The organism is Marinobacter sp. HL-58 (genome assembly GCF_001314605.1).
GTDB lineage: Bacteria > Pseudomonadota > Gammaproteobacteria > Pseudomonadales > Oleiphilaceae > Marinobacter.
In genome coordinates this window covers 70,990-90,894 of record NZ_LIHP01000003.1, presented here as the reverse complement: position 1 = coordinate 90,894, position 19,905 = coordinate 70,990, and the positions used below count along the sequence as shown (strand labels likewise).

Annotated in this window: 16 protein-coding genes; 9 read left to right on the top strand and 7 right to left on the bottom strand. The window is 58.2% G+C overall.

Going from position 1 to position 19,905, the window contains the following annotated elements; all coding sequences use genetic code 11:
• Nucleotides 1-45: 45 nt before the first annotated feature.
• Nucleotides 46-744: a DUF3592 domain-containing protein gene (locus HLUCCO03_RS03400; RefSeq protein WP_027830958.1), complete on the top strand. Its 699-nt coding sequence runs from the start codon at nt 46-48 to the stop codon at nt 742-744.
• A gap of 39 nt (nt 745-783) precedes the next feature.
• Here the strand turns inward: HLUCCO03_RS03400 and metE are convergent, their stop codons facing one another.
• Nucleotides 784-3,057, bottom strand: coding sequence for a 5-methyltetrahydropteroyltriglutamate--homocysteine S-methyltransferase (metE, locus tag HLUCCO03_RS03395; protein WP_027830959.1), 2,274 nt, complete (start codon nt 3,055-3,057; stop codon nt 784-786).
• Nucleotides 3,058-3,173: 116 nt separating this feature from the next.
• Between metE and HLUCCO03_RS03390 the strand changes: the two genes are divergently transcribed.
• The 3 genes from HLUCCO03_RS03390 (at nt 3,174) to HLUCCO03_RS03380 (ending at nt 5,951) form a co-directional block, all read left to right on the top strand.
• Nucleotides 3,174-4,070, top strand: a complete 897-nt coding sequence (locus HLUCCO03_RS03390) for a LysR family transcriptional regulator (protein ID WP_027830960.1) — start codon at nt 3,174-3,176, stop codon at nt 4,068-4,070.
• A gap of 92 nt (nt 4,071-4,162) precedes the next feature.
• Nucleotides 4,163-4,555, top strand: coding sequence for a glycine cleavage system protein GcvH (gcvH, locus tag HLUCCO03_RS03385; protein WP_027830961.1), 393 nt, complete (start codon nt 4,163-4,165; stop codon nt 4,553-4,555).
• 199 nt (nt 4,556-4,754) lie between these two features.
• The gene (locus tag HLUCCO03_RS03380; RefSeq protein ID WP_027830962.1) at nt 4,755-5,951 is read left to right on the top strand and encodes a class I SAM-dependent rRNA methyltransferase; all 1,197 of its coding nucleotides are present in this window, start codon (nt 4,755-4,757) and stop codon (nt 5,949-5,951) included.
• A gap of 212 nt (nt 5,952-6,163) precedes the next feature.
• On the opposite strand, the gene HLUCCO03_RS03375 is transcribed toward HLUCCO03_RS03380, so the two are convergent.
• Entirely contained in the window at nt 6,164-6,820 is a 657-nt protein-coding gene (locus HLUCCO03_RS03375) for an HAD family phosphatase (protein WP_027830963.1), read from the bottom strand.
• Between the two features lie 174 nt (nt 6,821-6,994).
• Here HLUCCO03_RS03375 and HLUCCO03_RS03370 point away from each other — a divergent pair, with 174 nt between their 5' ends.
• The 3 genes from HLUCCO03_RS03370 (at nt 6,995) to HLUCCO03_RS03360 (ending at nt 11,187) form a co-directional block, all read left to right on the top strand.
• Nucleotides 6,995-7,525, top strand: coding sequence for an RNA pyrophosphohydrolase (locus HLUCCO03_RS03370; RefSeq protein WP_027830964.1), 531 nt, complete (start codon nt 6,995-6,997; stop codon nt 7,523-7,525).
• A gap of 15 nt (nt 7,526-7,540) precedes the next feature.
• Nucleotides 7,541-9,847, top strand: a complete 2,307-nt coding sequence (ptsP, locus tag HLUCCO03_RS03365; RefSeq protein ID WP_027830965.1) for a phosphoenolpyruvate--protein phosphotransferase — start codon at nt 7,541-7,543, stop codon at nt 9,845-9,847.
• Between the two features lie 98 nt (nt 9,848-9,945).
• Nucleotides 9,946-11,187 carry a patatin-like phospholipase family protein gene (locus tag HLUCCO03_RS03360; protein WP_027830966.1) on the top strand — a complete coding sequence of 414 codons (1,242 nt, stop codon included), beginning with the start codon at nt 9,946-9,948 and terminating at the stop codon, nt 11,185-11,187.
• A 66-nt stretch (nt 11,188-11,253) separates the two neighbouring features.
• Here the strand turns inward: HLUCCO03_RS03360 and hslU are convergent, their stop codons facing one another.
• From hslU to HLUCCO03_RS03335, 5 genes are all read right to left on the bottom strand, one after another.
• Nucleotides 11,254-12,582 (bottom strand): ATP-dependent protease ATPase subunit HslU, encoded by a 1,329-nt coding sequence (hslU, locus tag HLUCCO03_RS03355; RefSeq protein WP_027830967.1) that lies wholly within the window; start codon nt 12,580-12,582, stop codon nt 11,254-11,256.
• A gap of 12 nt (nt 12,583-12,594) precedes the next feature.
• Nucleotides 12,595-13,125 carry an ATP-dependent protease subunit HslV gene (hslV, locus tag HLUCCO03_RS03350; protein WP_027830968.1) on the bottom strand — a complete coding sequence of 177 codons (531 nt, stop codon included), beginning with the start codon at nt 13,123-13,125 and terminating at the stop codon, nt 12,595-12,597.
• Between the two features lie 99 nt (nt 13,126-13,224).
• Nucleotides 13,225-13,860: an SPOR domain-containing protein gene (locus tag HLUCCO03_RS03345; RefSeq protein WP_027830969.1), complete on the bottom strand. Its 636-nt coding sequence runs from the start codon at nt 13,858-13,860 to the stop codon at nt 13,225-13,227.
• 65 nt (nt 13,861-13,925) lie between these two features.
• Nucleotides 13,926-15,611 (bottom strand): arginine--tRNA ligase, encoded by a 1,686-nt coding sequence (argS, locus tag HLUCCO03_RS03340; RefSeq protein ID WP_027830970.1) that lies wholly within the window; start codon nt 15,609-15,611, stop codon nt 13,926-13,928.
• A gap of 129 nt (nt 15,612-15,740) precedes the next feature.
• Nucleotides 15,741-17,921: a primosomal protein N' gene (locus tag HLUCCO03_RS03335; RefSeq protein ID WP_036197274.1), complete on the bottom strand. Its 2,181-nt coding sequence runs from the start codon at nt 17,919-17,921 to the stop codon at nt 15,741-15,743.
• A gap of 252 nt (nt 17,922-18,173) precedes the next feature.
• Here HLUCCO03_RS03335 and rpmE point away from each other — a divergent pair, with 252 nt between their 5' ends.
• Together rpmE and HLUCCO03_RS03325 are read left to right on the top strand one after the other, a co-directional pair.
• A complete protein-coding gene (rpmE, locus tag HLUCCO03_RS03330) occupies nt 18,174-18,395 on the top strand; it encodes a 50S ribosomal protein L31 (protein WP_027830972.1) in 222 nt (73 codons plus the stop codon).
• Between the two features lie 231 nt (nt 18,396-18,626).
• Nucleotides 18,627-19,892 (top strand): malic enzyme-like NAD(P)-binding protein, encoded by a 1,266-nt coding sequence (locus tag HLUCCO03_RS03325; RefSeq protein WP_027830973.1) that lies wholly within the window; start codon nt 18,627-18,629, stop codon nt 19,890-19,892.
• Nucleotides 19,893-19,905: the final 13 nt, after the last annotated feature.

Sequence of the window (19,905 nt, the reverse complement as noted above, 5' to 3'; positions counted from 1 at the left end):
CAATAGAAATGGACTTTATATTTTCAATGAATCAAGGGAACTGATATGCGTGTTTACGACTTTCTGAAATACCTGTTTTCGGTGGTGGGCGGCGCTCTACTCGTTGGAGCCTTTCTCTGGTATCAGAGCACAGTCACGTTTCTGGATGATGCCTTAGAGGTGCCGGGCGTGGTGACGGATCTGGTTTACTCCCGTTCCAGTGATTCCAGCAGCTACTATCCGGTCGTCCGGTTTGAGGATGACGCTGGGCAGGTGATTGAATTCCAGTCGTCGTCGGGCAGTAATCCGGCTTCATACAGTCGTGGTGAGAGGGTGTCGGTTTTGTATTTGCCGGGAGAGCCAGAGAGTGCCCGTATAGACGGCTTTTTCTCTTTGTGGGGTGGTGCGCTCATCCTTGGGATCATCGGCGGGTCGTTCTTTCTCGTCGGAACCTTGATGATTCTGGTGCCCTTGATCAGAAAAGGCAGGGGCGCAAAACTGAGGGAGAGCGGCCAGCTTGTAATGGCCAGCTTCCGGAGTGTCGAGCAGAACACCAGTCTGGTGATGAACGGCCAGAGCCCTTACCGGATTGTGACTCAGTGGCAGGACCCGGCTACTGCAAATATTCACGTATTTCGCAGTGAAAACCTGTGGTTTGACCCGACAGAGCATATCCCTGGCGAGTCGATACCCGTGTATATCCGGCCGGACAACCCAAAACGATACTGGGTGGATACGTCGTTTCTACCCAAACTGGCGTCCTGATCAGGGTGGGGAAGAGCGCGAAGGCTCTTCCCCCTGGCCTCAGGCTTCCCGCAACTCCCGGGCAGCCGCAACCATTCCCTTCAGCGCCGGAATCACCTCATCCCACGACCGGGTTTTCAGCCCACAGTCCGGATTGATCCAGAGCCGCTCGGCGGGGATGCGTTCCGCAGCCTTGTTCATCAGCGATACGATATGCCCGGTGCTGGGTACGTTCGGTGAGTGGATGTCGTACACCCCGGGGCCGATGTCGTTGGGGTACTGGAAGCCTTTGAAGGCGTCCAGCAGTTCCATGTCGGACCGTGAGGTTTCGATGGTGATGACGTCGGCGTCCATTCTTGCGATGGCTTCGATGATGTCGTTGAACTCGGAATAGCACATATGGGTATGGATCTGGGTTTCGTCTTTTACACCATTGGCGGCGATGCGGAAGGCTTCGATGGCCCAGTCCAGATAGGTCTGCCAGTCGCTTTGGCGCAGGGGCAGGCCTTCCCGCAGGGCCGCTTCGTCAATCTGTATGATGTTCACGCCGGCTTTTTCCAGGTCCAGCACTTCTTCCCGTATGGCCAGGGCCAGTTGCCAGCAAGTGTCTTTCCTGGGCTGGTCGTCGCGCACGAAGGACCAGTTGAGGATGGTGACCGGGCCGGTCAGCATGCCTTTGAGGGGCTTGTCCGTCAGGGACTGGGCATAGCGGATCCAGTCCACGGTCATGGCCGTTGGCCGGGAGATATCACCAAACAAGATGGGCGGTTTCACGCAGCGTGAGCCGTAGGACTGCACCCAGCCGAAGCGGCTGAATACATAGCCTTCCAGCTGTTCTCCAAAGTATTCCACCATGTCATTGCGTTCCGCTTCGCCGTGCACCAGTACGTCCAGCCCGAGTTGCTCCTGTTCGCGGATGCAGTGGCTGATTTCATCACGGATGCGGGCCTGGTATTCCTCCGGGGTCAGTTCGCCCTTGCGGAACTTGAGGCGCGTCTGGCGGATGTCCCTGGTCTGGGGAAACGAGCCGATGGTGGTTGTGGGATAGCGGGGCAGCTTCAGGTGATCGGCCTGGATGGCGGATCGCTGCTGGTAGCTGCTGGTGCGCTGACCCATGTCGGGAGTGATGTTGGCGACCGCTTTGCGGACCTCCGGACCAGTGACCCGCCGGGACTGGCGCCGGCTGGCGATGGCATCGGCGTTGTCCTTCAGGGCGCCGGCTACGGTATGCCTGCCTTTGGTCAGGGCCGTTGCCAACAGCTGAAGCTCATCCAGCTTCTGTCGCGCAAACGCCAGCCAGGAGCGGACTTCCGGGTCCATGGTGGTTTCCAGGTCCAGGTCTACCGGCACATGCATTAGGGAGCAGGACGGTGCCAGCCAGAGCCGTTCCCGAAGTTTGCTGTAAACCGGCTCAAGCCAGTCCAGGGTGGCTTCCAGATCGGTCTTCCAGATGTTGCGGCCATTGATCACGCCCAGCGACAGCACCTTGTGCCCCGGAAGCCAGTCGGTAACGCGGCTCACTTCGTCTCGGGCGTTGATGGCGTCCAGATGCAGGCCCGCCACCGGCAGTTCGCAGGCCAGTTGCAGGTTTTCACGAAGCTGGCCGAAATAGGTGGCCAGCAAAAGCTTTACCGGGCTCGCTTTGAGGTTGTGGTAAGCCAGGTTGAGGGCATGCCGCCAGGCGCCATCCAGTTCCGTGACCAGGATCGGCTCGTCGATCTGTACCCATTCCGCGCCGTTGTCCGCCAACATTTGCAGCAATTCGCCATAAACCGGGAGCAGCTCATCAAGCAGGCTCAGCCTGTCGGTGTCATCCTTGGATTTGCCGAGCCAGAGGTAGGTGACCGGGCCGATGATGACCGGTTTCGTGTTTACACCTGCCGCCTTAGCCTCTGTCAGTTGCTCCAGCAGGCGTGTCGGGTTCAGGGCAAAGCGGGTGCCGGCATCGAATTCAGGGACAATGTAGTGATAGTTGGTGTCGAACCATTTGGTCATCTCGCCGGCGTGAACGCCGCAGCAATCACTGTCTGCCGGTGAACGGCCCCGGGCAATGCGGAAGTAACGGTCCAGCTCGTTTTCATCGGCCTTGCCGGCACGCTCGGGCAGGTTGCCCAGGGTGGCGCTCATATCCAGCACCTGGTCGTAGAGGGAGAAGTCTCCGACCGGGGCGAGGCTCAGTGATTGCTGGCCTTGCCAGTTAGCAGTACGGAGTCGGGCTGCGGTCTGCTGCAGATCCTCTTCGCTCAGTTCGTTTTTCCAGTAGCCTTCAAGGGCAAACTTCAGTTCCCGGCGTTCGCCGACCCGTGGAAAACCCAGATTGTGGGTGGTCACCATGGTGAATCTCCTGTTCTGTTCTCAGTTGTCAGGAGCCAAGGCTAGCGATGTCAGGTCATGAATAATAATGGTATTATCTCATCAATCCATGAATTTAATTCAATGTAGGTGTGGTAATGATAGAGCGGAATCATCTGGAAATCGTCCGGGAAGTGGAGCGGTGTGGCTCACTGACGGCAGCGGCCGATGCGCTTTGTCTGACTCAATCGGCACTCAGTCATGCAATGAAAAAGCTGGAGCAGCAGCTTGGCACGGCAATCTGGATCCGGGAAGGCCGGAAACTGCGGCCTACCCCATCCGGTCTTTATCTGCTTTCGCTCGCCAACCGTTTGCTCCCCCAATTCGAGCATGCCGAGGAACTGGTGGGCCAGATTGCCCGGGGCCAGCGGGGCAGCCTGCGGATCGGGATGGAGTGTCACCCCTGTTATCAGTGGCTGCTGAAGGTAGTGGGGCCTTACCTGGAACAATGGCCCGGTGTGGATGTGGATGTGAAACAGCGCTTCCAGTTCGGTGGTATCGGGGCACTGTTTGGGTACGACATTGATGTGCTGGTGACGCCGGATCCATTGCACAGGAAGGGGCTGATCTATGAACCTGTGTTTGACTATGAGCAGGTGCTTGTGGTGCCGAAAAACCATCCACTGGCCTCAAAACCCTGGGCTGAGCCGGCGGACCTGGAAAGTGAAACCCTGATTACCTATCCGGTCGACGCGGAGCGGCTGGATATCTATACCCGCTTCCTGGTCCCCGCCCATAGCAGCCCGGCTCGCCATAAAACCATAGAGACCACGGATATCATGTTGCAGATGGTGGCGGCCGGGCGTGGTGTGTCGGCGCTGCCCAGGTGGCTGGTGGAAGAATACGCCCATCAGATGCCGATCACGCCGGTGCGGCTGGGGCGCAAGGGTATCGACAAGCAGATTTTCCTGGGGCTTCGTGAGCGGGACTCTGGTGTGGAGTATCTTCAGTCATTCATGGCGATGGCTCGGGAGACCACCTGGAGTCTGGCCTGAGGCGACCATCTGTCGCAACATTGCCGTAGATGTTCGCCGGGGCGTCTTTCTTCGGTTAAAATGCGCGAAATTATTCATCGGGGAATGTGATCATGAGCGAAACACCCGCAGATCTGAAATACATTGAGACCCACCAGTGGGTGCGTGTGGCTGATGATGGCACCGCAACTGTTGGTATCACGGATTTTGCCCAGGACCAGCTGGGGGATATCGTTTTTATTGGCGTGCCGGATGTTGGGGCGACGGTGACCGGCGCGGAAGAGGCTGGTGTGGCGGAGTCTGTGAAGTCGGCTTCGGATGTGTTCAGTCCGGTGACCGGTGAGGTGATTGAGGTCAACGAGAGCCTTGAGGATGAGCCTGAGAAGGTGAATGAGGATCCTTATGGGGATGGCTGGTTGTTCCGGGTGCGGTTGGCGGATCCGGGGGAGCTGGATGGGCTGATGGATTCCGTAGCCTATGCGGAGCATGTTGCTGCCGAGGAATAACCGAGACTGATGGTGGAAGAGCGAGCGGGCAGGGCTGCCCAAAACACGCTGTAAATACGTCCCTGTACGCTTGGGCTCCGCCATCCCTGGCTCCGCACAGTTTTGGGCAGCCCTGCCCGCTCCCTCCCGTACCCCGGCTATCCATGCCGCTACTTCATGTATAATTCGCGCCTTTTCTCAAACCTGACAGGTGGTCGTTATGAATTTCCCGGTTTTATACCTCCGCAAAGGCGCCGAGCGCAGGCTCAGGGCGGGTCATCTGTGGGTTTACAGTAATGAGGTGGATACCCACCGTTCACCGTTGACCGATTTCGAGGCAGGTGCCCAGGCGGAGATTCGTGCTGCCAATGACAAGCCGATGGGGACGGTGTTTGTGAATCCCCACGCACTGATCTGCGGCCGTCTGATCAGTCGCAACCCGTCCCATGGCATGACGCCGCAGCGGCTTACAGAGCGGGTGGAGACAGCGTTGGTGTTGCGGGAGCGGTTGTTTGACAAGCCGTTTTACCGTTGGGTGTTTGGTGACAGCGACGGGCTGTCGGGGCTGGTGATTGACCGGTTTGATGATGTGGTGGTGGTTCAGATCTCCACCGCTGGCATGGAGCTGATGAAGGAGTCGATTGTCCGGGCGGTTCAGCGGTTGGCGCATCCCAGGGCGATTATCCTCAAGAATGACGGCAAGATGCGTAAGGTGGAGGGGCTGGACACGTATGTGGAGCAGGCCCATGGCCCGGAAATCGAGCTTCTTCAGGTTGAAGAGAACGGCGTTCGTTTTGAGGTGCCCATGGAGGGCGGGCAGAAGACGGGGTGGTTCTATGATCACCGCATGAACCGTCAGCGGCTGCAGGCCTATGCGCCGGGTAAGCGGGTGCTGGATGTATTCAGCTATGTCGGTGGCTGGGGTATCCAGGCGGCCTGCGCGGGCGCGACTCAGGTGACCTGTGTGGACAGCTCCGCCGGTGCCATCGACTCGGTTCATCACAACGCGAAGATCAATGGGCTTGATAATATAGAAACCATTGAAGGGGACGCCTTCGATGCCCTGAAAGCGTTGTGTGACGAGAAGGAAAAGTTCGACATCGTGGTGCTGGACCCGCCGGCGCTGATTCCCCGGCGGCGTGACCAGAAGGCCGGGGAAGAGGCCTATGCCCGCCTGAACCAGTTGGGGTTGCGTTTGCTGGACCGTGATGGGTTGCTGGTGTCTGCGTCCTGTTCCATGCATCTGTCCCAGGAAAAGCTGACGGATATTATCCGCAGCAGTGGCCGCAAGATTGACCGGTTTGTGCAGTTGCTGGAGCAGGGGCATCAGGCGCCGGATCATCCGGTGGTGCCGGGGATTCCTGAGACGGATTATATCAAGAGCTGTTTTGTTCGGTCTTTGACGGGGTTTCTTTGAGCTTGGGTTGTCGGATTTCGCTGCGCTCTATCCGACCTACGGGGTAGGGCTCAGAACTGGTGGGCTTGCACACAGGTAGGGAAGGACGCAGGGAGGGGGTGCCCGGGATCGTCAAAAACAGGGATGTTTTTGTCGAGCGTACATGGATGTATTCACAGCGTATCCCGGGCACCCCCTCCCTGTGGCCTTCCCGGGCAGATAAGCAATGCCAGTTAATCCCTAAGGCTCATTATCTTCCAGCTGTTTTCCTTAGCTATGCGTTCAAGTGTTGGATCCGGATCCACCGCTACCGGGTTATCGACTTTGCGAAGCAGAGGTGCATCGTTGTGGGAGTCACTGTAGAACCATGCGCCATCGAGGTTTTCTCCGGTTGACTCGAGCCAGTCATGCAGCCGGGTGACCTTGCCATCCTGAAAACTTGGAACGCCGGCAACTTCACCGGTGTAGCGACCATTAACCAGCTCAGGCTCGGTAGCAATCAAGTGCTCGATGTCCAGCAGTTCCGCCACTGGCTCGGTCACAAAGCGATTGGTGGCAGTGATAATCAGCAGCGTGTGCCCCTGATTGCGATGACTGTCCAGTAGCTCTGCAGCCCTGGGCAGCATCATTGGCGTGATCTTCTTCTCCACGAACTCTTGCCGCCAGGCCAGTAACTGCTTCATATCGTGCCGTGCCAGTGGCTGCAGGGCGAAGCTCAGGTAGTGCATGATATCCAGCTCGCCATCCAGGTATTCCTGGTAGAACCGGTCGTTGGCCTTTCGATATTCTTCCGCGTCCACGATGGATTCTTCCACCAGAAATTCACCCCACGCATGGTCGCTGTCACCGGCGAGCAGGGTGTTATCAAGGTCAAAAATGGCGAGCGTCAACGTTGGTACCTCCGGCGGACAGGGCAAATGTTTCAGGCGCCATAGTCTACCATGACATGCCGCTGTCGGCTCCGTTTGCCGAAGCCTTGGGATTCTGTAAGAATGAGAGCAACTTGGACAAATCCGGCCGGTTAATTTTTAAACTGGCCAACCGACTTTTATAAGGACTGTGCCGTGATAGATTCAGACGGTTTCAGACCCAATGTCGGAATCATTCTGGCCAATTACAGGGGGGAAGTCCTCTGGGCAAGGCGAATAGGGCAGGACTCCTGGCAGTTCCCTCAGGGTGGTATCAAGCACAACGAATCACCGGAGGAGGCTCTCTACAGGGAGCTGGCAGAGGAAATTGGTCTTGGTACAGACGATGTGGAAATCATCAGCTGTACCCGTGGCTGGCTGAGATACCGCCTCCCTCGCAGGATGGTGCGACACAACTCGCACCCTGTCTGCGTGGGGCAAAAACAGAAATGGTTCCTGCTGAGGATGCTTTCGCCGGATGCGCAGGTGCGCGTGGACGGCACCGATTCGCCGGAATTCGACGGCTGGCAGTGGGTCAGTTACTGGTACCCACTTGGGCAGGTTGTCTCTTTCAAACGCGAAGTCTATCGACGTGCGCTGAGGGAGCTCGCGCCGCGGCTGTTCTATAACATGGAGCAGTGGCACCGGAGCGAGCAGCCCCGGCGCACGAAGGATCAACAGAAATGACGGATTGAGCCCGCCATGCTGAGCATACTGCGAAGTCTTGTACAAGAGGTAAACAGCGCCCGCGATTTGCAGGAGGCGCTGGATATCATCGTTTCGCGGGTGCAGAAAGCCATGGATACCGAGGTGTGCTCGGTTTATCTCCTCGACCCGGCCACCAACCGCTACATACTCATGGCCACCGAAGGACTGTACCAGCAAGCCGTCGGGCAGGTCAGCCTGGGTTATTCCGAAGGTCTTATTGGCCTGGTAGGTTCCCGCGAGGAGCCTATCAATCTGGAAGATGCTCCTTCCCATCCCCGTTACCGTTATTTTCCCGAGACAGGTGAGGAGCGTTTCCGCTCGTTCCTGGGTGTGCCGATTATCCACCACCGCAGGGTGCTTGGTGTTCTGGTTGTTCAGCAACGGGAAAGTTCCCGGTGCTTTGATGAGGGCGAAGAAGCCTTTCTCGTCACCGTTTCGGCCCAGTTGGCGGGGGTCATTGCCCACAGTGAGGCCACGGGTGCGATCAGTGGACTTTCCCTCACCGGTGAGGAGGCCACAGACGTCAGTTTCAGCGGTGTCCCTGGTGCACCGGGTGTTGCCATCGGCAAGGGGGTTGTGGTCTATCCGGCGGCGGATCTTGATGTGGTGCCGGAAAAGCCCACCGACGATGTGGAGCTTGAGCTGTCGCTGTTCAATGGCGCGGTGACCGCAGTGAGGGAAGACATTGAGCGGGTGGCGGCACGGCTGGCCTCCCAGCTTCGTCCGGAGGAACAGGCACTGTTCGATGTCTACCTGCGCATGCTGGGTGACGACGCCATGCCGGGTGAGGTGGCCAACCGGATCAAGGAAGGTTACTGGGCCCAGGGCGCCCTGAAACAGGTGGTTCAGCAGTATGTCCGCCATTTTGAACAGATGGATGATCACTACCTGCAGGAGCGGGCGGTGGATATCCGCGACCTTGGCCGCCGTTTGTTGTCCCACCTGCAGGAGGGAGAGCAGAAAGACACCGTTTATCCCGAGAATACAGTGCTGGTCAGCGAAGAACTGACACCGGCCATGCTTGGGGAAGTGCCCAAGGGGCGGCTGGTTGGCCTGGTGTCGGTCAAGGGCTCCAGCAATTCCCACGTGGCGATTCTTGCCCGTGCCATGGGCGTGCCAACGGTCATGGGGCTGGTGGATATCCCGGTCAACCAGCTCGATGGCAAGGATCTGATTGTTGACGGGTTTGAGGGGCAGATATTTGCGTCACCCTCCACGGATTTGCGGAATTTCTATCAGGAAATCTGTGACGAGGAAGACGAACTGGTCAAGGGCCTGGAGGCCCTGCGGGATCTGCCCTGCGAGACCACGGATAACCACCGGGTATCGCTGCTGGTGAACACCGGCCTGATGACTGATGTGGTGCGTTCTCTCAGCCATGGTGCGGAAGGCATTGGTCTGTACCGTACTGAAGTTCCCTTCATGATCAAGGATCGCTTCCCTTCCGAGCAGGAGCAGCGCGAATATTATCGTGAACAGCTGGAGGCCTTCGCTCCGAACCCGGTCACCATGCGCACGCTGGACATTGGTGGCGACAAAGCGTTGACCTATTTCCCCATCCAGGAAGAGAACCCTTTCCTTGGCTGGCGGGGTATCCGGGTAACGCTTGACCACCCGGAGATTTTCCTGGTCCAGGTGCGTGCGATGCTCAAGGCGAGTGAGGGTTTGAACAACCTTCAGATCATGCTGCCAATGATCAGCAATATTTCGGAAGTGGAAGAATCCCTCCATCTGATTTACCGGGTGTATCACGAGGTCAGGGAAGAGGGGTACAACATCCATATGCCCAAGGTGGGAGTGATGGTCGAGATTCCGGCTGCGGTTTACCAGATCCGTGAGCTGGCGGACCGGGTCGATTTCCTCTCCGTTGGCTCCAACGACCTGACCCAGTACCTGCTTGCCGTGGATCGAAACAACCCGCGCGTGGCCCAGCTTTATCACTCTTATCACCCCGCGGTCCTGCAGGCACTGGTTCGGGTGGCCCAGGACGCCCATGCCGTTGGCAAGCCCGTGGGTATCTGTGGCGAACTTGCAGGCGACCCCGGCGGTGCACTGTTGCTGATGGCAATGGGGTACGACTCCCTGTCCATGAACGCGGCCAGCCTGCCCAAGGTCAAATCCGTCATACGCAGTGTCAGCCGGGAGTGGGCGACACAGTTGCTTGAGGATGTGCTGCTGCTGGATTCACCCCACGTCATCAAGAGCTGTGTGGACCTGGCGCTGCGGAATGCGGGTTTCGGGCGTTATCTGCGCCCGGGCAAGTCAAGCTCCATAGCCCATGCCGAAAAGGCCCTTTCCTGATGGTATGTCACTGCAGGGTCCATATAGGGTGTTCACTCTAAAATGGGCTGCTACGGTAATAGCATTAGCCAACAGTACCCGTTAGGGGATAGCAGATAATGGCAACGACGACAGCAATCAAGCCGCGCCCTCGCATCGGGCTGGCACTCGGAGGCGGTGGGCCTCTGGGGGGTATCTATGAAATCGGCGCACTGCGGGCGCTTGATGAGGCACTCGACGGGCTCGATTTCAATGATATTGATGTGTATGTCGGTGTGAATGCCGGATCTTTTGTGGCGGCCAACCTGGCCAACCAGATGACCACTGCCCAGTTGTGCCGGATTTTCGTGCGTAACGAGGCCGAAGTTCACCCCTTTCACCCCGAGGTATTCTACCGCCCGGCGTTCCGTGAACTGGGGAGCCGGCTGCTGGCGGTACCCGGCCTGGTGACCACCGCGGTCCGCCGGTTCGTGAATAATCCCTACGACCAGAGTCTGTTGGAAGCGATGACCATTCTGGCGCAGGCGGCGCCGGCCGGGTTGTTTGACAACGAAGGGCTGCACGAGTACCTGCAGCGGGCTTTTACCATGCTGGGGCGTACCAACGATTTCCGGCAGCTTCGCCGCAGCCTGTACATTGTTGCAGCGGACGTGGAAAGTACCGAGGCCGTGTGCTTCGGGGCTCCCGGCTTCGACCATGTGCCCATTTCCAGGGCGATCCAGGCCAGTATGTCCTCTCCGGGTATTTATGTTCCGGTCACCATTGACGGGCGTTACTACGTGGATGGCACCCTGAGGAAGGGCCTGCATGCCTCCGTGGCTTTCGAAGACGGCGCCGACCTGGTGTTTGCGGTGAATCCACAGGTGCCCATCGATGCCAGCGCTGCGGTGCGTGCCGGCACAATGGCACCCGGGGAACTGACCCGTTCAGGCATGCCCCATTTGTTATCGCAGATGTTCCGGACCATGGTCTACTCCCGGATGCAGTCTGGCATTGCCCAGTATGCTCGGGATTACCCGGACAAGGATATTCTGCTGTTCGAGCCTACCCGGGACGATGCCAAGCTGTTTTTCTCGAACGTATTCAGTTTTCAGTCCCGCCGCATGGTGTGCGAACACGCCTACCAGATGACGCGCCGCGACCTGCTGAATCGTGCGGATGAGCTGGAACCAAAACTGGCGAAATATGGTATCCGCCTGCGCAGGGACCGCCTGGAAGATGAGCAGCGTACCATCAGCACCAGCCTGTATGGCGAGATGCTGCCGCTGTATGTTGCCAAGGGACGCAAGAAGAAGGCCCAGAAGGGCCGTTTGGCAACAGGGCTGGATAATGTGACAGAGCTGTTCAGCAAGGCGCTGTAATAGCCCTGGGCAGATCAGGAAAAGCAGGGCGCCCGGGAGGCGCGCCCTGCGTGGACGGGGCCCGCATCAGAGAATGTAGCGGCTGAGGTCCTCGTCTTCCGCCAGTTCACCGAGTTTCTCATCCACGAACGCGGCGGTTACTTCGAAGTTGTCGGTTACCTGGTCACCCGCCTCGAATGACAGGCTTTCCAGTAACCGCTCCAGCACCGTGTGCAGGCGGCGAGCACCGATATTTTCCGTGGTTTCATTGACCTTGTACGCCACTTCCGCGATGCGGGCGATGGCATCATCCGTGAACGACAATGTGACTCCCTCAGTGCCCATCAGTGCTTCATACTGCTGCACCAGTGAGGCATCCGGCTCGGTAAGGATGCGTTTGAAGTCATCCGGGGTCAGTGCCTGGAGTTCGACACGAATGGGCAGGCGGCCCTGCAGTTCCGGGATCAGGTCGGAAGGTTTGGACAGGTGGAAGGCGCCTGAGGCGATAAACAGTATGTGATCGGTTCGCACAGCGCCATACTTGGTGCTGACGGTGCTGCCTTCAATCAGTGGGAGCAGGTCCCGTTGTACCCCTTCCCGGGAAACATCTGACGAGGTGTTCTCCGAACGCTTGGCCACCTTGTCGATCTCGTCGAGAAAGACGATCCCGTTCTGTTCGACACTCTGAATGGCTTTTTGCTTGATCTCTTCCTCATTGACCAGCTTGGCGGCTTCCTCGTCCCGCACACGCTTCATGGCGTCTGCCACTTTCATCTTGCGGGTCTTGCGCTTGTCGGAGGACATGCTCGAGAACATGCTCTGTAACTGGTTGGTCATCTCCTCCATGCCCGGAGGCGCCATGATCTCGACACCGGCACCGCTGTTGCGCAGATCAATTTCGATTTCCTTGTCGTCCAGCTCGCCTTCACGCAGTTTTTTGCGGAACAGTTGGCGGGTGGTGGAGTCATCCGTTTTCTGGCTATCTTCCTTGAAGTCACGGGGCGGCGGCAGCAGGGCATCGAGAATGCGCTCCTCGGCGGCGTCCATGGCGCGGTGCTCATGACGCTTCATTTCCTTCTCGCGCAGCATCTTGATGGCCATGTCGGCCAGGTCACGGATAATGGACTCGACATCCCGGCCCACATAGCCCACCTCAGTAAACTTGGTGGCTTCCACTTTCAGGAAGGGCGCATCCGCCAGTTTGGCCAGCCGGCGGGCGATCTCGGTTTTACCGACACCGGTGGGGCCGATCATAAGAATGTTTTTCGGAGTGATTTCCTCACGCAGCCCGGTGTCGAGCTGCATTCTGCGCCAGCGGTTGCGAAGGGCGATAGCCACGGCGCGCTTGGCCTCTTGCTGGCCCACGATGTGTTTGTTGAGCTCGTGGACAATCTCACGGGGGGTCATTGCAGACATGCTAGCTCCGGATTAATCGTTGGCTGACAGTACTTCAAGGGTGCGATTGTGATTGGTGTAGATGCAGATATCGGCGGCAATATCCAGGCCCTTCTCCACAATCTCGCTGGCCTTGAGGTCGGTATTTTCCAGTAGCGCCCGGGCCGATGCCTGGGCAAACGGGCCGCCGGAGCCAATGGCGATCAGCCCCTGTTCCGGTTCGATCACGTCACCGTTACCGGTGATGATCAGTGATGCCGTTTTGTCAGCAACCGCCAGCAGGGCTTCCAGGCGGCGCAGGGCCCGGTCTGTTCGCCAGTCTTTTGCCAGCTCCACGGCAGCCCTGGTCAGGTTGCCCTGGTGCTTCTCCAGCTGCGCCTCGAAGCGCTCGAACAGGGTAAAGGCATCCGCGGTGCCACCGGCAAAACCGGCCAGTACCTTGTCATTATAGAGTCGGCGAACTTTGCGGGCATTGCCCTTCATTACCGTATTACCGAGGGAGACCTGGCCATCGCCACCCATAGCCACTTCGTTGTCGCGCCTGACAGAAAGTATGGTAGTCATTCTGGCTCCACTTGCCTGATAGAAAACAGTATTCAGCAGTTATGGAGGCGGGCGACCGGTTTTCAAGGGCTGTCGGCAACAGAGAGTCGGGAGGGTCTTTCAGCCCTCCTTGGGGATTTTCCTGACCAATGGCTGGATATTCAGGTTGACCAGTTTGTCGATGGCGGCATTCATCTGGCTGCGGGAAGTGAACGGACCCACATTGACCCGATACCAGGTGCTTCCGCTGTCCATGTCAATGCGTTTGACGTTGGCTCTCAGGCCCTGGAAGGCGATCTCGGCACGCTGTCTTTCAGCGTCTTCCTGCTTGCGGAAAGAGCCGGTTTGCACCAGGTAATCAAAGGTCTGTTGTCCGGGGCCCGGTTTGTATTCTTCTACCTGTGGCGCCACCACTTCAGAGTCAGGCAGCATGTCATAAAAACGGAAGCCGGGTTTTTCGTCGCTGGCGGTTGTCTCTGGTTCCTGCGTCTCGGTTACCGGGGGCTGGGCAGGGGCTGTCTCGGTAGCCTGCTGCTCATCGCTGGTCGGTAAGGAGTTGAGATAGGCAATAAACCCGATGAACCCGCCAACGGCCGCGAGGGACAGGATCCACCGCAACGAAAGGCCGCCTTGCTGGGACTTTGCCGCGGCCGGGCGGTTTGCCGGCTGTTTGTTCTTCCGGGCCGGTTTTGCGGCTTTGGTCGGTGTTGCCGACTTGCTGGCCGGTCTCGGCTTGCGGGCATAATCTCGGGACATGGACGAATGGGTTCCTGTTGCTTGCCTGTATGATCAGCTCTGCCTGTACAGCGCCATGACTGCGACTACATTTCTTCCGGGGCGCTGACGCCGAGCAGATCCAGGCCATTGGCAATCACCTGTCTGATCGCAAGATACAGCGATACCCGGGCATCGCGCACGGCCGTATCTTCGATCAGTACCTTGTGGGCGTTGTAATAGGTATGGAATTGCCCGGCCAGGTCCCGCAGATAATGAGTCAGATGGTGTGGCTCCCGGAGCCTGGCAGAGCTCTCGATCAGCTCTGGGTATTTCGCCAGCTGGTTCGCCAGATCCTTCTCTTCGTCAAGGGTAAGCAGCGACAGGTCGCCCACACACTCGTTCAACCCACGATCAACACCTTCTTCCTTCAGTTTTCTCAACACACTGCAGATACGTGCGTGAGCATACTGAATGTAATAGACAGGGTTTTCATTGGTCTGGGAGCGGGCAAGGTCGATATCAAAGGTCAACTGGGAGTCCACCCGGCGTGCGGCCAGGAAAAAGCGGGTGGCGTCACGGCCTACTTCGTCAATGAGGTCGCGGACGGTGACGTAGCTGCCGGCACGCTTGGAAATCTTCACCTCCTGGCCGGAGCGGGTCACCATCACCATCTGATGCAGGACATAATCCGGCCAGCCTTCCGGAATACCGGCATTCAGAGCCTGAAGCCCGGCACGAACACGGGTGACCGTGGAATGATGGTCTGCACCCTGTTCGTTGATAACCGTGGTGAATCCCCGTTGCCACTTGTCCAGGTGATAGGCGACATCGGGCAGGAAATAGGTATAGCCGCCGTCCTTTTTGCGCATCACGCGGTCTTTGTCGTCACCAAATTCCGTGGTTTTCAGCCACAGGGCGCCTTCGTGTTCGTAGGTATAGCCGTTTTCCTGCAGGCGTTTGACGGTCTGCTCCACCTTGCCATCCTCGTAAAGGGATGACTCAAGGAAATATACGTCGAATTCGACGCCAAAGGCCTTCAGGTCCAGGTCCTGCTCACGGCGCAGGTAGGCAACAGCGAATTCCCGGATAGCCTGCTGATCCTCGGGGTCGGCCTTGCCGGTCACTTCCCGGTCATCGGCGGTGACGGTTTCTCCGGCAAGATAGGCGTTGGCCACGTCTGTGATGTAATCACCCCGGTAGCCGTCGGCGGGCCAGGTCTCGTCTTCCGGTGTCAGCCCCTTTGCCCGCGACTGGACGGACAGGGCGAGGTTGTTGATCTGGGCCCCGGCATCATTGTAGTAAAACTCGCGGGTAACATCGTAGCCATTGGCTTCCAGCAGGCGGCTGAGGCAGTCGCCGATGGCCGCACCACGGCCATGCCCCACATGCAGGGGGCCGGTGGGGTTGGCGGATACAAACTCCACCTGCACCTTTTCACCCTTGCCATGGTTGTTGCGGCCGTATTGCGTGGCCTGGTCAAGGATGGTGCTCACCACTTCAAAGGCGCTGGCCGTGCTCATGAAAAAGTTGATAAAGCCGGGCCCGGCAATTTCCACCTTCTCCACCGCCGTGCTTCGGGGAAGCCTTTCCACCAGGGCCTCTGCCAGCTTCCTTGGCGGACAGCCCGCAGCCTTGGCCGCCGCCAGGGCAATATTGCAGGCGTAGTCACCATGGGCCTTGTCCCTGGTGTTGCCTATTTGCGGTGTAAACGTCTGGTCTGCGGGCAGGGTGCCTTCCGCCTGAAGGGTGGCCAGTGCAGACTGGAGCAGCTCGGATACGGTCTCTTTCATGCTGTCGGATGACTCGGTTTACAAGAGAATTGGACTTCGGCGGCAAGGGGCCTGCCGTTGAATCGAAGGGCGCTATTATCGCGGAAAGTGTGGCTGCAAGCAAAAGGCGCGGCCTTGATCGAGGGGAAATTAACCGGTCTCCTGGGGGTCGACGTCAATCATCCATTTCAGCCCTGCGGGCTGTTTGCCCTGATCCAGGGTCTCGCATACCCGGGCGAGGTGGCGGTTCAGATATTTTCGGTTGCTGCACAGAAGAACCAGTTGCGCCCTGTGGCGATCCGCCCGGCGTGCGATCAGTGCGGGAAGAGGGCCCCAGGTTTCCACTTTGCTGGTAATCACCTGCGGTTTGATGGCATCAAGCAACTGAAGGCTTTTTTCCATGGTTTCCGCCTCCGCCCTGAAAATGGCCATGGCGCGGTAGGGGGGCAGCTGTCCGGTTTCCCGCTCGGCGAGAATCTGGTCAGCGACAGGCAGATAATGTCCCTCGGCCAGGGAGCGGAGCAGTGGATGGTCGCTATGGCATGTCTGTATCAGCACCTCGCCGGCTTTTTCTCCGCGTCCTGCCCGTCCACTGACTTGAAGAAGGGTCTGGATCAGCTGTTCCGGGGCGCGGAAATCCACGCTGAACAGCCCGCCATCAGCGTTGACAACCACCACCAGGGTGACGTTCGGAAAGTCGTGTCCCTTGGCCAGCATTTGTGTGCCAACCAGAATGCAGGGGCGCCCGCTGTTCACTGTTTCGAGAATACTCTGGATACTGCCCTTGCGTTGTGTGCTGTCCCTGTCTACCCGTACCACAGGGGTGTCGGGAAACTGGGCGGACAGGATATCCTCGGTGCGTTCGGTGCCCTGGCCGACCGGCTTGAATGCATCGCTGTTGCACTTCGGGCAGTGTTCCGTGGCTGCGGTCTGGAAATCACAGTGGTGGCAGCGCATGGCCCGGTCGCGCCGATGATAGGTCAGCCTTGTATCGCAGCGAGGGCACTCAACCATGTGGCCGCAATCAAAGCACATCATCACCGGGGCAAATCCGCGGCGATTGACGAATACCAGTGCCTGCTCGCCAGCCTGGATGCGCTTCTCGATCGCCTGCAGGGCAGGGCGGGATAATCCACCTTCCAGGGGGCGGCTACGGATGTCCAGCAGTTTGATGTGGGGTGGCCTGGCACGGCCTGCCCGCTCCTGCAGTTTTACCAGGGCATATTTGCCGGTGAGGGCGTTATGGTATGACTCCATCGAAGGTGTGGCCGAGCCCAGTATCACCGGGCAATTGTTCAGGTGGGCCCGGTAAACCGCTGTATCGCGACCCGAATAACGAAATCCTTCCCCCTGCTTGTACGAGCTGTCATGTTCTTCATCCACGACGATGGTTTTCAGGCCGGTAAAGGGCAAAAGCACCGCAGAGCGTGTACCGATAAGAATTACCGGCTCACCGTTGCGGATTTTCAGCCAGGTGGACAAGCGCTCGGCATCATTCAGTGCCGAATGCCATACAACGATACGTGACCCGAAGTAATGCTGGAATCGGGCGACCGTCTGGGGGGTGAGATTTATTTCCGGGACAAGCACCAGGGCCTGATCGTTGTTACCGAGATAACGTTTCAGGTAATAAAGGTACAGTTCTGTTTTGCCGCTGCCGGTAATCCCGAACAACAGGGAAGCCGAGAACCCGTTTTCCGGTGTTGGAAGCTGGCCGGCGGCATCAAGCTGGGCCGGCGAGAGCTCGGGTATACGGTTGCGGACCTCTTCCGGTATACCGGTGGGATCGGGCTGTGGCGCTTCCCGTATCAGCTCCTTGCCATGCAGGCTTTTGATCTGCGCCTGGGTGAAACCGGCCTGAATGATCTGTTTGGCGCTGACGCTGCCTGGGTGCCGCTGGAGCCAGGCCAGAAGCTCTCTTTGTTTCGTTGCGTTGCCAGGCAGCAGGGCGGGGTCGCCACAGGCCTGCCAGTAGACCACATGCTTTTCTGCGGCGGGTCTTCCGCGGCGAAGGGCCGGTGGCAGCGCGGTAAAGAGGCATTCCCCCAGGGGGTGCTGATAGTAATCCGATGCCCAGCTCAGCAGCCGGAATGTCTCGGCCGGGAGTGCCGGCCACTGTTCACAGGCAGATATTACCGGCTTGAGTGTGATGCCTTCCGGGGGGGTGACGTCGGTCTCGGCAACCAGTCCGGTGGCGGATTGCCGGCCAAAGGGTACCACCACGCGCTGGCCCCGTTGCAATGAAAGGTGGTCGGGCACCAGGTAATCGAATAGCCGCCGGAGGGGGCGGTTCAATGCTATGCGCGCGGTTCGGGGCACATGGAGCTCCATGGGAGTGAGGGTGTCACGGTATCTGCCTATCCTGTTTCCGTCTGCAACCTGGCGTATCCCGTGTCAGGGCGGGGTGATAAGACTGTCCGGGGCTTGCCTGATACCACAATTACAAGTAAGATTCGCGGTCTGTTTCCGGCAGGGCATGATTGTGCCCCGTCTTCTCAATTGATTCAAACATGCGGTGCCTGACACCCGGAGTCTTCCGAGCTCCCGTGATCAGGTAGCGGCATGACCTGACCGAGGTTCGCCATGAAAGAAGGTATCCACCCCAAGTACGAAGAAATTAATGTTACCTGTTCTTGCGGTAACACATTCAAGACGCGTTCGACGTATACTCAGGATCTGCAACTGGATGTCTGTTCCCAGTGCCATCCGTTCTACACCGGCAAGCAGAAGGTTATGGACACTGGTGGCCGTATTGACCGTTTCCAGAAGCGTTTCGGTGGCCGTATTGGTGGCAAGAAGGACTGAACCAGGGTCTGAAGTCAGAAAAAAGCGCCTTTCAAGGCGCTTTTTTTGTATCCACCGGTTATCCCGGCGAGCGCTGTTGTTGTGGGTGTGTACGCAAAAAGGCTTATTGACTGATCACGAATTGCTCAGTCGGGCCTTGTCTGATGCTGGTCTTCACGCCATAATGTCGCGCTCCGCTGGGCAAGGCCCGGTGGCTTTTACCTCTTAAACGTGACAAACGGAACAGTGGCAATGTCTCAAGATCTGAAAGAAGCAGCCCTTGAATATCACGCCAAGCCGCGGCCTGGTAAGCTGAGTGTTGAAATCACCAAGCCCACCAAGACCTCCCGCGATCTTTCTCTGGCGTACAGCCCCGGGGTTGCCGAGCCGGTCCGCGAGATCGCGAAGGACCCCGAGAACGCATACAAGTACACCGGTAAGGGCAATCTGGTAGCTGTTATCTCTGACGGCACCGCGATCCTTGGCCTGGGTAACCTCGGTCCCCTGGCGAGCAAGCCGGTAATGGAAGGCAAAGGCGTACTGTTCAAGCGCTTCGCCGGCATTGACGTATTTGATATCGAGGTCAATTCCGAGAGCCCCCAGGCGTTCATCGAAACCGTTGAGCGTATCGCCGACACTTTTGGTGGTATCAACCTGGAAGACATCAAGGCGCCCGAGTGCTTTGAAATCGAGCGTGCCCTGATCGAGAAGTGCAACGTGCCCATCTTCCACGATGACCAGCACGGTACCGCCATTGTGACTGCTGCCGGCATGATCAATGCGCTCGAATTGCAGGGCAAGAAGATTGAAGAAGCCAAGGTGGTCTGTCTCGGCGCCGGTGCGGCCGCCATTGCCTGCATGAAGCTTCTGATCAGCTGTGGTGTGCGCTCCGAAAACATCTTCATGCTGGATCGCAAGGGTGTGATCCATTCTGGCCGCGACGATCTTAACCAGTACAAGGCCATGTTTGCCAACGACACTGACAAGCGCACCCTTGATGATGCAATGGACGGTGCGGATGTATTCCTCGGCCTTTCCGGCCCGGATCTGTTGAGTGCCGATCAGCTCAGGCTGATGGCGCCAAATCCGATCGTATTCGCCTGCTCCAACCCGGACCCGGAAATCAGCCCGGAAGTTGCGCTGGCCACCCGTGATGACTTGATCATGGCAACGGGCCGTTCTGACTACCCGAACCAGGTCAACAACGTACTGGGCTTCCCCTTCATTTTCCGCGGTGCGCTGGACGTGCGGGCGACTGCGATCAATGAAGAGATGAAGGTTGCAGCGGTTCACGCGATCCGTGAGCTGGCCAAGGAGCCGGTTCCTCAGGAGATCTGCGAGGCCTATGACGTTGCCAGCTTTGAGTTTGGTCGGGAATACATTATTCCCAAGCCGATGGATGTGCGCCTGCTGGAAGTTGTGCCGGCTGCGGTTGCGCGTGCAGCTGTTGATTCAGGTGTTGCGCGAAATGGCTACCCTGCCCATTACCCGCTGAAGTCGATGGACGATATCATCTGATATTGATCATCGG